This window comes from Streptomyces sp. NPDC040405 (assembly GCF_055595765.1).
The window spans coordinates 423,676-436,409 of the sequence record NZ_JBVIVI010000006.1; the positions used below are offsets into that span (position 1 = coordinate 423,676).

At 70.2% G+C, this 12,734-nt stretch carries 7 protein-coding genes; all 7 read left to right on the forward strand.

The window, feature by feature from the left end; genetic code table 11:
- Window positions 1-124: 124 nt before the first annotated feature.
- The 7 genes from ACZ59A_RS26160 to ACZ59A_RS26190 are packed head-to-tail and all read left to right on the forward strand — an operon-like array spanning window position 125 to window position 12,604.
- On the forward strand, window positions 125-3,226 hold the full coding sequence (locus tag ACZ59A_RS26160; protein WP_470962817.1) for an alpha-mannosidase: 3,102 nt from the start codon (window positions 125-127) through the stop codon (window positions 3,224-3,226).
- Window positions 3,227-3,284: 58 nt separating this feature from the next.
- On the forward strand, window positions 3,285-4,580 hold the full coding sequence (locus ACZ59A_RS26165; protein ID WP_470962820.1) for an ABC transporter substrate-binding protein: 1,296 nt from the start codon (window positions 3,285-3,287) through the stop codon (window positions 4,578-4,580).
- Entirely contained in the window at window positions 4,577-5,545 is a 969-nt protein-coding gene (locus ACZ59A_RS26170) for a carbohydrate ABC transporter permease (protein WP_470962823.1), read from the forward strand. Before ACZ59A_RS26165 ends, ACZ59A_RS26170 begins: the two co-directional genes overlap by 4 nt.
- Window positions 5,545-6,423: a carbohydrate ABC transporter permease gene (locus ACZ59A_RS26175; RefSeq protein WP_468051773.1), complete on the forward strand. Its 879-nt coding sequence runs from the start codon at window positions 5,545-5,547 to the stop codon at window positions 6,421-6,423. Before ACZ59A_RS26170 ends, ACZ59A_RS26175 begins: the two co-directional genes overlap by 1 nt.
- A gap of 1 nt (window position 6,424) precedes the next feature.
- Window positions 6,425-7,726, forward strand: a complete 1,302-nt coding sequence (locus ACZ59A_RS26180; RefSeq protein WP_470962827.1) for a glycoside hydrolase 5 family protein — start codon at window positions 6,425-6,427, stop codon at window positions 7,724-7,726.
- On the forward strand, window positions 7,713-9,905 hold the full coding sequence (locus ACZ59A_RS26185) for a glycoside hydrolase family 3 protein (protein WP_470962830.1): 2,193 nt from the start codon (window positions 7,713-7,715) through the stop codon (window positions 9,903-9,905). Before ACZ59A_RS26180 ends, ACZ59A_RS26185 begins: the two co-directional genes overlap by 14 nt.
- 26 nt (window positions 9,906-9,931) lie before the next feature.
- Window positions 9,932-12,604 carry an endo-beta-N-acetylglucosaminidase gene (locus ACZ59A_RS26190; protein ID WP_470962833.1) on the forward strand — a complete coding sequence of 891 codons (2,673 nt, stop codon included), beginning with the start codon at window positions 9,932-9,934 and terminating at the stop codon, window positions 12,602-12,604.
- Window positions 12,605-12,734 lie beyond the last annotated feature (130 nt).

Sequence of the window (12,734 nt, forward strand, 5' to 3'; positions counted from 1 at the left end):
TACGCAACCGTGATGATCCGCCGCGGTGACTGGCGAACTGAAACGTATTAATCTGCGGCCACTCGCGATCCTACTAAAACGTATTAGACGACCTGTTGCTTCTCCTCCGCGATGAGGACCACGCATGCACCGTCACTTCAGCAGGACACTTGAGCGGCTCGACCGCGTACGTCGTGAGCGCATCCTTCCCCGGCTCCACCGCCGCCTGGGGGACGTCGAGATCGAGGCATGGACGGTCGGGGACGACGGCGAGCCGGTCAACCCCCGTCATGCCCTCGGGCTGACGGCGGAGCCGCGGCGCGGCCGCCCCGGCTACCGCCCCTTCGCCCTGGGCGACGCCTGGGGGCCCGCGTGGTCCACGACCTGGTTCCGCGTCAGCGGCCACGTCGGGCCCCGGACCCCTGGGCCGGTCGATCTGCTGCTCGACCTGGGCTGGTTCGACCATTCCGTGGGCGGCCACTGCGAGGGCCTGGTCTTCACGCCGGACGGCGGCATCGTCAAGGGCCTGCACCCGCGGCAGACGGCGATCCGGCTCCGCGAAGGGGACACCGGCCCCGGGCTGCTCGGCCCGGACGGCCGCTTCACGCTCTACGTGGAGGCCGCGGCCAACCCGCTGCTGCTGGGTCTGCCGCCGTTCGTCGCCACCGAACACGGTGAGAAGGGCGCGCGGGAACCGTTCGAGCAGTTCCGGCTACGGCGCGCGGAGACCGCCGTGTTCTCGCCGGAGGTGCACGCCCTGCTGTCCGATCTGGACGTCCTCGGCGGCCTGGCCGCCGAACTCACGGAGGACGAGCCACGCCACTGGCGGCTGCTCCACGGCATCGAGCGCGCCCTCGACACCTACGACGAGGCGGACGCCGACGCGAGCGCGCCCCGGGCCCGCGCCCACCTCGCACCGCTGCTGGCCGCTCCCGCGCATGCCTCCGCCCACCGGATCACCGCGGTGGGACACGCGCACATGGACTCGGCATGGCTGTGGCCGCTGCGCGAGACGGTGCGCAAACTCGCCCGTACCGTCTCCAACGCCCTCGCCCTGCTGGACGCCCACCCGGACCTCGTCTACACCATGTCCGCGGCGCAGCACTTCGCCTGGCTCGAAGACCACTACCCCGAACTCTTCGCGCGGGTGCGGCACCATGTGGAGCAGGGGCGGCTGGTGCCCGTCGGTGGCATGTGGGTGGAGCCGGACGGCGTCATCCCCACCGGCGAGTCCATCGTGCGCCAACTCTCCTATGGAAAACGGTACTTCCTCAGCCGCTTCGGTATCGAGGCGCGCGAGGTGTGGCTGCCCGACTCCTTCGGCTACTCCGGAGCGCTGCCACAGCTGGCCCGCCGGGCCGGAGCCCGCTGGTTCCTGACGCAGAAGATCTCCTGGAACGACACCACGACCTTCCCGCACCACTCCTTCTGGTGGGAGGGCATCGACGGCACCCGGATCTTCACCCACTTCCCGCCCGCCGAGACCTACGCCGCCGAGGTCACCGCCCGCGAACTGCGCCACGCGGTGACCACCTTCAAGGACAAGGCCATCGCCTCCCACTCGCTGCTGCCCTACGGCTACGGCGACGGCGGCGGTGGCCCCACCCGGGAGATGGCCGAACGGCTGCGCCGCTTCGCCGACCTGGAGGGCGCGCCGCGCGTGGCCTCCCGCACTCCCGCGGAGTTCTTCGAGGACGCCGAGGCGGAGCTGCGCGAGGTCGAGTCGGCCACGCGGCCACTGGCGCCCGTTTACAGCGGGGAGCTGTACCTCGAACTGCACCGGGGCACCCTGACCTCCCAGGTGGCCATGAAGCGCCACAACCGGGCTTGCGAATCGCTGCTCCGGGCGGCCGAGTACCTGAGCGCCGCGGCCACCGTCCTGCGGGGAACGCCCTATCCGCGGGAGAGCCTGGACGAGATCTGGCGCGGCGTGCTCCTGCACCAGTTCCACGACATCCTCCCCGGCACGTCGATCAGCTGGGTGCACCGCGAGGCCCGCGACACCTACCGGGCGACCGAATCGCGGCTGCGCGGCCTCATCGAGGAGGCGGCGGGCGCCCTGGGCACCGCGCCCACGGACCGGACGGCAGGGCTGCTCCCTCCGTTCGTCCCCGCGCGTCCGGCCGCCGCGGATCCGGTGGGTGTCACCGACGGGGATGCCGGTGCCACCGTTCTGGACGACGGCCTGTTACGGGTCGTGGTCGATGCCGACGGCCACGTCACCTCGCTCCACGACCTGCGCGGTGACCGGGAGGTGGTGCCGCCCGGCTCGCGCGCGGGCGTACTGCAGTTGTTCCGCGACGAGCCGGTGCGGTGGGACGCGTGGGACGTGGACCGCCACACCCTGCGCGATTTCCAGGTGGTCGACGATGTCACCAGCCGGACGGTAGTCAGGGACGGACCCGACGCCGGGGTCGAGGTCGTCCGGCGGTTCGGCGCGTCGACGGTCACGCTGACGATGTGGCTGAGGGCGGGCACCGGCCGGTTCGAGACGGAGTGCGCGGTCGACTGGCAGGAGCGCGAACGCCTGCTCAAGGTCGCCCTGCCGGTCCACGTCATGGCGCGCACGGCACGCTTCGAGACGCAGTACGGATACGTCGAGCGGCCACTCGTGGTGAACACCGAGGCGCAGGACGCCATGTTCGAGGCCGCCATGCACCGGTACATTCAGGTGGCCGACGGCGCCTACGGGGTGGCCGTCCTCAACGACACCATGTACGGCGCCGACGCGCGCGCCGACCGCGACTCCACCGTCGTACGGCTGTCGCTGCTGAGGGGCAGCCGCTTCCCCGACCCCGACGCCGACGTGGGCCGCCACCACTTCCGCTGGGCACTGCTCCCCGGAGCCGACGTGCCCGCCACGGTCGAGGCCGCCTCCCTGTTCAACGCGCCCGGCATCCCGCCGCTCCCGGCACTGGAACCCCTGGTGGGAATCGAGCTGCTGCGAGGCCACGCGATCGTCGACTGGATCAAACTCGCCGACGACGGTTCGGGGGACGTCATCGCGCGCGTCTACGAGACGCAGGGAAGCCGGGCGCGCGCCCTGCTCCGCCCCTGCGCGGAACTCGGCGCGGGCGCCCTCGTCATGGAGACCGACTTGCTGGAACGCGACCGCGTGCCCGAGGACGACCTGCCCATGGCGCTGTCCCCGGCACCGGCCGGTACGCGCCGTCCCGCCGACGGCGCGGTTCTGAACCTCGGCCCCTTCCAGGTGGCGACCCTGCGGATCGCCCCCGGCACCACGTGATGTGCGGCTCCGCCGCGCGCGAAGGCGCCACCCCACACCCCAGATGAGGAGAAGACGAATGACGCCAGCGGGAAGACGGGCCACGTTCCTCGCGGGACTCGCTGCTGGATCGCTGATGCTGTCCGCCTGCGTCATGGGCGGCGACGGAACGTCGAAGGAAGCGGACGGAAAGGTGTCCGGCAAGATCACCTTCCAGACCTGGAACCTGAAGAACGACAAGTTCACCTCGTACTTCAACGACCTCATCGCCTCGTTCGAGAAGTCCCACCCGGGCACCGACGTCAAGTGGGTCGACCAGCCCGCGGAGGGCTACCAGGACAAGCTGTCGGCCGACGCCGCGGCCGGATCCCTCCCCGACGTGGTCGACATGGGGCCGGAGGCCGCCTACACCCTGGCGAAGGCGGGCGTCCTGCTCGACCTGAACAAGGCCGATCCGAAGGCCAAGGGCCGCTACGCGGACAAGGCATGGGAGGCCATGACGTTCGAGGGTCTGGACGGCGGCACGTACGGCTACCCGTGGTATCTGAACACCGGGCCGTCTTTCTTCAACAAGGCCCTGTTCAAGAAGTGCGGTCTGAACCCCGGCAAGCTGCCCGCCACCTACGACGAGCTGTTCGACCAGGCGGAAACCATGGCCGGGAAGTGCTCGGACACGATGATGATCGCCCGGATGCCCGCCATCGAGACCTTCGGCGAGTACGGCGTACCGCTCATGGACGCGAGCGGGAAGAAGTTCACCTACAACAACGCCAAGGGCGTGGAGTACGTCGAGCGGTTCCGCAAGCTCTACGCCAAGAAGGGGATGGACGAAGAGGCGCTGAACAACCTCCAGACGAAGGAGGTGGAGGAGTTCAAGGCGGGCCGCCTGGCCTATCTGCCCGGCAGCTCCTACACACTGGACGATCTGAAGGCCACCGCGCCCGGCGTCTACAAGAACCTGGGCATCGGCCCGCGCATCAGCGACAGCGCCCCCAACATGTACCTCGAGTCCCTCGTCGTCAACGCCGCGACCAAGAACCAGTCCCTGGCCACCGCCTTCGCCACGTACGTCACGGACTCCGCCCATCAGCTGACCTTCGCCAAGAAGGCGTCGGTCTTCCCCTCGTCCGCCGGGACGCTGGACGACGCGTACTTCACCAAGAGCGGCGGGGACCCGGCCACCACGGTGCGGCGGGAGAGCGCCGCCCAGGTGCGGAAGTCGGTCGTATGGTGGCCGCCCGCGTTCTCCGGGGCGGCCGACAGCCAGACGCTGCGGGAGCAGATCGCCCAGGCGCTCCTGGGAAAGAAGTCCGTGAAGGCGGCACTGGACGCCTCCGTCCGGTACTCCAACGAGCGCCTGAAAGCGGACAAGTGACTCTCTCCGTTCAGCGTGGGACCTCCCCGAAGCGAGCCGACCGGGCCGACCGGGCCGATCGCCCCTCGCGCGGCCGGAGGACCGTCCTGGCCACGCATCGCTGGAGCCTGACCCCGTGGCTGTTCCTGCTGCCGGGGCTGACCGTCATCGTGGCCCTGGTCCTGGTGCCGTTCGCGAACACACTGGGGCTGTCGTTCACGGACTCGACCCTGCTGCGGCAGGGGGAGTTCGTCGGCTGGGACAACTTCCGCCGGATGTTCGCCGACGAACGCTTCACCACCGCCCTGCTGAACTCCACGCTCTACACCGTGTGCGTGGTGCCCTGCATGGTGGTCCTCCCGCTCGTCCTCGCCACCCTGGTGAGCAGCGCGGGGCGGCTGACCGGCTTCTTCCGCACCACCATGTACCTGCCCGTCGTCATGTCGCCCGTGGTCGTCGGCCTGATCTGGACGAACATGCTCGACAAACGAGGTCTGGTCAACGCCTTGTTCTCCACGCTCGACGTGGTGACCGAGCCCGTCCCCTTCCTCACCGACCGGTGGCTGCTGCTCTTCAGCGCCATGTTCGTCACCGTGTGGACCGGGCTGGGCTACTACATGGTCATCTACCTGGCGGCCCTGGCCAACATCGACCAGAGCCTGTACGACGCGGCCGCGATGGACGGCGCCGGGGCGGTGCGCAGCTTCCTGGCCGTCACGGTCCCCGGTGTGCGTTCCACGATGACACTCATCGCCGTGCTGTCCTCCGTGGCGGCCTTCCGCGTGTTCGGCGAGGTGTACGTCCTCACCGGCGGCACCGGGGGAGTGGGCGGCGGCGATCTCACCATGACCATGCTGATCCAGCGCGAGGGCACCGGGCTGCAGGCGCGTACCGGGTACGCGGGCGCGATCAGCCTCTTCATGTTCGTCATCCTCGGCGGGATGCTGCTCGCGCAACTCGCCCTGCAGCGCAAGAGGAGTTCCTGATGGCCCGGCTCTCGCCGCGCGTAAAGGGCACGCGCACCGTCGCCGCCCGGCGGCGCAGGGCCTCACCGGGCTCCGCGGCGCGCTACCTGATTCTCCTCCTCATGGCCGTGCTCCTGGCGGGACCGCTGGTGTGGCAGCTCTCGCTGTCCCTCAAGGGCGCCGGTGAACCGCTGTACACACGGCCGCCCGAGCTGATCCCCGACCACCCCACCCTCGACCACTTCGCCACGGTGCTCGACCGCGTCCCCGTGCCGCGCTATCTGCTGAACTCCCTGGCGGTGGCGGCCATGGCCGTGGTCGGCAACGTCGTCGGAGCCACCTGCGCCGGGTACGCGCTGGGCAAGCTGCGCTTCCGCGGCCGGGGCGTGGCGACCGCGATCTGCGTCGCCGCCCTGCTGGTCCCGTCCGAGACCGTCCTGATCGCGCAATTCCTCACGGTCAGGGCCGCCGGGCTGGTGAACACGCTGGTCGGGGTCGCCCTGCCGACCCTGGTGGCAGCGCTGAACGTGCTGCTCATGCGCAACGCCTTCCGCAACCTTCCCCGAGAGCTCGAAGAGGCCGCCATCGTCGACGGCGCCAACGCCTGGCAGCGCTTCATCCGGATCTCCGTGCCGCAGGTCAAGGGCGTGATCGCGGTGGTGGCGATCTTCGCCTTCGTCGGCTCGTGGAACGACTTCCTCTGGCCCCTCATCGTCCTGTCGGACGAACAGAACTACACCCTCACCGTCGGCCTGAACCGGCTGCGCGGCACCTTCTACGAGGACCCGCGGCTCATCGCGGCCGGCACCATCATCGCCCTCGTTCCCATCGTGGCGTTCTTTGCCGTCCTGCAGCGCCACTTCTTCCGCGGGCTGGAAGCCGGCGGCCTGAAAGGTTGAGATGCTGAGGTTTGGAGTCAACTACACGCCCTCTCAGGACTGGTTCTACTCCTGGCTGGCCCCGGATCCGGAGAGCACCCGCCGTGACATGGCGGCCCTGGCCGGGCTGGGCATCGACCATGTGCGCATCCTGCCGCTGTGGCCCGTGGTGCAGCCCAACCGCACCCTGATCCGCCGCCGCGCCCTCCAGGACATCCGCACGGTCGTGGAGATCGCGGGCGACGCCGGTCTCGACGCGAGCGTCGACGTCCTCCAGGGGCATCTGTCCGGCTTCGACTTCGTACCGAGCTGGCTGACGGACTGGCACCGGCGCAGCATGTTCGGCGACCCCGAGGCCATTGCCGCCCAGGCCCGGCTGGTGGAGGCGTTCGACGAACACCTGCACGATGTGCCCACCTTCCTCGGGCTGACCCTGGGCAACGAGGTCAACCAGTTCACCTCGGCGGCGCACCCCAGCCCGATGCCCGCCACCGCGCACCAGGTGACCACCTGGCTGGAGGCCCTGCACGGCACCGGGCCGCGGGACCCCCGCCACTTCCGGCTCAACGCCGAATACGACGCCGTCTGGTACGCCGACGGCCACGCCTTCGTCCCGGCCCACTCCACACGGCACGGCCGGATGAGCGTCGTCCACTCATGGATCTTCAACGGCACGGCGCAGGGGTACGGCGCCCTGTCCCACGAGAGCGTCCACCACGCCGCCTACCTCATCGAGCTGTCCCGCGCCTTCGCCGTCGACCCCGCCCGCCCGGTGTGGCTCCAGGAGGTCGGCGCCCCGCTCAACCACCTCACCGAGGACCAGGCGCCCGACTTCCTTGAACAGACCGTACGAGCGGCGGCCGACAGCGAGGCGCTGTGGGGTATCACCTGGTGGTGCTCACACGACGTGGACCGCGGGCTCGGCGACTTCCCGGACCTCGAACACAGCCTCGGCCTGATCGGCGCCGACGGCGCGGTGAAACCCATCGGGGAGCGCTTCGCCGCACTCGCCGCGGAGCTCCGCGGCAGGCCGCGCCCCGCGCCCCGGCGGGAAGCCGTCGTGGTCCCCGTCGACGGCGCGGACGTCCCCGTATCCCGCGCCGAACTGTCCCCGGGCGGCGGCGTGTTCGAGACCTGGATGCGACGGGCCCGCGCCGGAGCACGCCCCGCCCTGGTCACATCCACGACCGCCACCGACCCGGACGCGCTGAGCGCTCGTGGCATCACCTCCCTCGTCCACGCCGAACCCACCGGGCGCACCTTCTACACCTCGGTCAGCGACGCGGACGTACTGAAGCGGACGCACACCCATGCCGAACACTGAACACGCCCCCGCCACCGTCGAACGCCTCCTCGCCGAGCTGACCCTGACGGAGAAGGTCGGCCAGCTCAACCAGCGCCTGTACGGCTGGCAGGCCGTCGAACGCGCCCCCCGGGGCGGCTTCCGGCTCACCCACCGGGCCCGCGCCGAGATCGACCGCTGGGGCGGCCTCGGCGCCCTGTACGGGGTGTTCCGCGCCGACGCCTGGTCGGGCCGCTCGTGGCACGACGGCATCCGGCCCGAGGAGCGTGCCGAGGTGGCGGCCCTGGTCCAGGACGAAGTGGCCCGGGCGGGCCGCCACCGCATCGGGGTGCTCCTCTCGGAGGAGGCACCCCATGGCCATCAGGCCCTCGGCGGGACGCTGCTGCCCACCAACCTGGCCGTCGCGGCGGGATGGGACCCGGCCCTGCTGGCCGAGGCGGCGGCAGCCGTCGCCGCCGAGCTGGCGGCGAGCGGGGTGCAGCTGGCGCTGGTCTCGGCGCTGGATCTGCTGCGCGACCCGCGCTGGGGGCGGGCGGAGGAGTGCTTCGGGGAGGACCCGCTGCTGGCCGCCGAACTCACCCGCGCTGTGGTGACCGGAATGCAGGGCGGGCAGGACGGCGCGGGCGGCGTCGCCGTCGTACTGAAGCACCTGGCGGCCCAGGGCGAGGCGGTCGGCGGGCGCAACGGCCAGTCCTCCGTCATCGGCCCCCGCGACCTGCGCGAACTGCATCTGCCGGGTGTCCGGGCCGCGGTCGAGGCGGGGGCGCTGGGATTCATGGCCGCCTACAACGACATCGACGGCGTGCCCTGCTGCGCCAACCGCGACCTGCTCACCGGCTTCCTGCGCGCCGAGTGCGGGTTCGACGGCATCGTCATGGCGGACGGCACGGCCGTGGACCGCCTGACCGCGATGACCGGGAGCCCGGAGGCCGCGGCCGTGGCCGCGCTCGACGCCGGGGTGGACCTCTCGCTGTGGGACGAGTCCTTCGCCCTGCTGGAATCCGCGGCGGCCCAGGACCCCCGCGTGGCCGCGCTGGTCGATGCCGCCTGCCGCCGGGTGCTCACCCTCAAGCACCGCCTGGGCCTCCTGCCGGATGCGGACTCGTCCGTACCCCGGCGGGACCGGCTCACCCCGGCCTTCCGCACCACGGACCGGCTGTCCCGCCGCCTGGCCCGCCAGTCCCTGGTCCTGCTGCACAACCCGGGCCACGTACTGCCGCTGACCCCGCCCTCCCTCACCAAGGTGGTGCTCGCCGGGCCCAACGCCCACGAGGTCACCGCGCTGCTGGGCGACTACGTCCCGCCGCTCCCCGCATCATCGGTGGTCTCGCTGGAACACGCGCTGCGCCGGGCGCTGCCCGACACCGAGATCGTGTGCCCGCCGGGCCTGCCCTCCCGGTCCGACCTGAGCGGCGCCGACGCCGTGATCCTCGCCCTCGGCGGGACCAGCCACCGCGCCTACGACGACGACTTCGCCGACAACGGGGCCGTCGCGGGCCACGCCGCGGTGGCGACCGCGGGAGAGGGCGTCGACCTCGCGGACGTGTCGCTGCCCGGGGGCCAGGACGACCTGGTCACCGCCGTACGTGCCCGGTCCGCATGCCCCGTCGTGGCGGTGGTCGTCGCGGGCAGGCCGCACGTGCTCACCACCGTCACGGAGCACACGGACGCCGTGCTGTGGGCCGGTTACCCCGGCCCCCACGGCGCCGACGCCATCACCGACGCGCTCCTCGGCGGCTACGAGCCGGTCGGCCTGCTGCCGTTCACCGCGCCCCGCCACTCCGGAGCCGTGCCCGTGCGGTACAACGACCGCCACTCGGCCACCGAGGTCTACCGGGACGCGCCGGACCCGGTGCTGTTCCCCTTCGGGCACGGCCTGCGCTACGGGGCCGTCGCCTTCGACCACCTCACCGCGGACGTGACCGAGCGATCCGTACACGTCGAAGTCGGCCTCACCAGCCACGACCCCACCGAAGCCGAGGTCGTCGTCCCCCTGTTCGGCCACCGCACGGGCGGGGCGGTACTGCCCCGGCGACGCGAACTCCTCGCGTTCCGCCGGGTCACCGTCCCGCCGCGCGGCCGCGCCACCGTCGCCTGGGACCTGCCCGCCGCGCGCTGCTTCGCCGAGGGCGCGGCCGCCCGGGCCCGCACGGACCTGTACGTGAGCGATCTGAGCACCACGATCCGCCCGTCTCGGTGAAAGCTCAGTGGAAGCGAGGACATGGCATGGCACGACGACAGAGACCACAGCGACACCACCGCACCCGAAGAGCCCGCACCGGCGCGCTGGCAGCGGTACTGGCCCTGACCCTGGGAGCGGGCAGCGCCCTGGCGAGCGACACCCTGCCCTGGCCGGGGGAGAGCGCCGTAGGCGCCAACCAGCCCTATCAGCACGGCTACTCCTCCACCGACCTGCTGCGGTGGAACCCCGCGGACGACACGAACGCCGAGCTGCTGCGCGCCAAGGTGCCCCTGCAGACGCGCATAGTCCCCAACGCGAAAACCCAGCGCACACCGGCGCTTCCGGCCGACACCCAGATGCTCTCCCTCGCGGGCGACTACGGCAACGCGTTCTTCGAAAGCCACCCGTACACCAATGAGTTCAGCCAGTACCTCTTCAACTACTGGCAGTACTCCGATGTGTACGCGTCCTGGCACGGCATGCCCACCGAGGGCGTCCCCGAGGACTACTACGACCCCGACCTCGACTGGAAGGAGAAGTGGTTCGAATTCGGGGCGGTCAACCTCCCCAACCCCGGCTACACCAACGCCGCGCACGCCAACGGAGTGCGGTCGCTTGGCTGCGTCTTCTTCTCCCCGAACGACCGGGGCGACCAGGCGTACACCGAACTGCTCCAGCGGGACGCCGATGGCAGGTTCCCGGCCGCCGCCAAGCTCATCGAGGTCGCCAAGTACTACGGCTTCGACGGCTACTTCATCAACCAGGAGGACGCGGTCGCCCCGGCCGACATCCCCACCTACAAGAAATTCCTCAAGCAGCTGCGTGCCGGCGGCATGTATGTGCAGTGGTACGACTCCGTCGACAACTCCAGCGGCAGGATCTCGTACCAGAACGAGTTCAACTCGGTGAACGGCCCGTTCGTGCGGGACACCACCGAGGGCGACGTGTCCGACTCCATCTTCCTCAACTACTGGTGGAACAAGACCAAGCTCACCCGGTCGAAGACCTACGCCAAGAGCCTGGGCCTCGACCCGCGCAAGAGTGTCTTCGCCGGTGTCGAGGCGGGCATGTACCAGTTCGACCAGCCGTACGACCTCGACAACAACCTCGACACCGACGGTGCCCCCATGAACGGCATCGCCACGCTCGGCGCCGACTTCGTCTCCTCCGACTACGCCAAGAAGACCGACGACAAGGCCCAGTCGGCCGTCTTCGACCGGGAACGCCGCTGGTGGACCGGCTCGTCCCAAGGGAGCACCACACCGGAGGGCAACTGGAAGGGCGTCTCGAAGTACATCGCCGAGCGCTCCGTCATCAAGGGCAGCACCTTCGCCACGTCCTTCAACACCGGACACGGCCTGTCGACCTGGAGTGGCGGCAAGCTCTCCAACGACGCGGAGTGGGGCAACATCAACCTCCAGGACATCCCGGTGACCTGGCAGTGGTGGATCGACGCGGCGAAGTCGCCGCTCAAGGCCGACTTCGACTACGGCCCCGAGTACACGCCCGCCGACCGCTTCTCCTACCAGAAGATCGGCGCCTACAACGGGGGCAGCTCCCTGGCCCTCAGCGGCACGCTCGAAAGCGACAACACCGTACGCCTCTACAAGACCGACCTGAGCGTCACCTCGGGGTCGACCCTCGACCTGACGTACAACAAGCCCTCGGCGGACGACGACTCCGAGCTGCGGCTCGCGCTGGTGCTGGCCTCCGACCCGGGCAAGGTGGTGCAGGTGCCGCTGTCCGGCTCCGGCAAGCACACGAGCGGCTGGACCACCGCCTCCGCCGACCTGTCGAAGTACGCCGGAGAGCGCATCGCCTCCCTCGGCCTCGTCGTCGCCGCAGGCGCCCAGCCGATCAAGAACTACCAGGTCAACCTGGGGGCCCTGGCCCTGCACGACGGCGTCGACCGCACTCCGTCGATGCCGGAGAAGCTGCGCATCGACCAGTTGCTGCCCGGAAGCGACGAGCTGTTCCTGTCCTGGCAGCGAAGCGGCTACGACACGGTGCGCCGCTATGACGTCTACCTCGACGACACCTACCTCGGTGGCATCTACGACGACGTCTACTACGCCAAGCGATTCACCGCCACCTCGGGAAACATCAAGCTCGTGGCGATCGGCCCCGACGGCACCCGGAGCAAGCCCGCGACCGTGTCGTTCGACCTGTCCACGGCCCCGTCCGACGTGACCGCCAAGGCGGCACCGGACGGCACCCTGACGGCGGCATGGTCGGCGGGCCGGACCGGTCGGCCCGTCACCGTGGCCGTCCGCGGCCTCGATACCTCCAAGCCCTTCACCAAGGAGGTCACGGTGCCCGGCAAGCGGTCGAGCGTCACTCTGACCGACGTACCCGTGCGCGGAGGCAAGTACCTCCTCACCGTGAAGACCGCCGACGGCACGGCCACAGGTGTGCGCGGCACGTTTGCCGACGCCGACATCAGTCCCTATCCGAAATCCGCCGTAAAGGTCGCGGGGAACACCTTCACCTTCTCCCGCCCGGCCCTTCGGGATTGGCACACGCTGACCGTCCTCGAAGACGGTCAGCCGAAGTCGTTCGCCACGACCTACGGATCGGGCAGCAAGCCGTACATCGTCCGAGGGCGCACCACCCGTGGGGCGATGACGGTGACCATGTCCGGCGCCAGCAGCAAGGTCGTCGCGGTGCTGGAGGATTACGCCGGGAACAAGGCCACGACGGTGCTGCGCGACAACTGACCATGGGGGCGCCGCCGGTGGTGGCCGAGCCGGGTTTATGAATCCGGACGCAGGCAATCCTTAAAAGCGTTGGCCATAGAATTCGTCAGCGCGAGTAGTATTCGCTGGTCAGTTCGATGAATCGACTGGT

Bases quoted from the DNA above. Each gene is read 5' to 3' on its own strand.
- ACZ59A_RS26160 (WP_470962817.1), top strand. From the start codon at position 125: ATGCACCGTCACTTCAGCAGGACACTTGAGCGGCTCGACCGCGTACGT.
- ACZ59A_RS26165 (WP_470962820.1), top strand. From the start codon at position 3,285: ATGACGCCAGCGGGAAGACGGGCCACGTTCCTCGCGGGACTCGCTGCT.
- ACZ59A_RS26175 (WP_468051773.1), top strand. From the start codon at position 5,545: ATGGCCCGGCTCTCGCCGCGCGTAAAGGGCACGCGCACCGTCGCCGCC.
- ACZ59A_RS26180 (WP_470962827.1), top strand. From the start codon at position 6,425: ATGCTGAGGTTTGGAGTCAACTACACGCCCTCTCAGGACTGGTTCTAC.
- ACZ59A_RS26185 (WP_470962830.1), top strand. From the start codon at position 7,713: ATGCCGAACACTGAACACGCCCCCGCCACCGTCGAACGCCTCCTCGCC.
- ACZ59A_RS26190 (WP_470962833.1), top strand. From the start codon at position 9,932: ATGGCACGACGACAGAGACCACAGCGACACCACCGCACCCGAAGAGCC.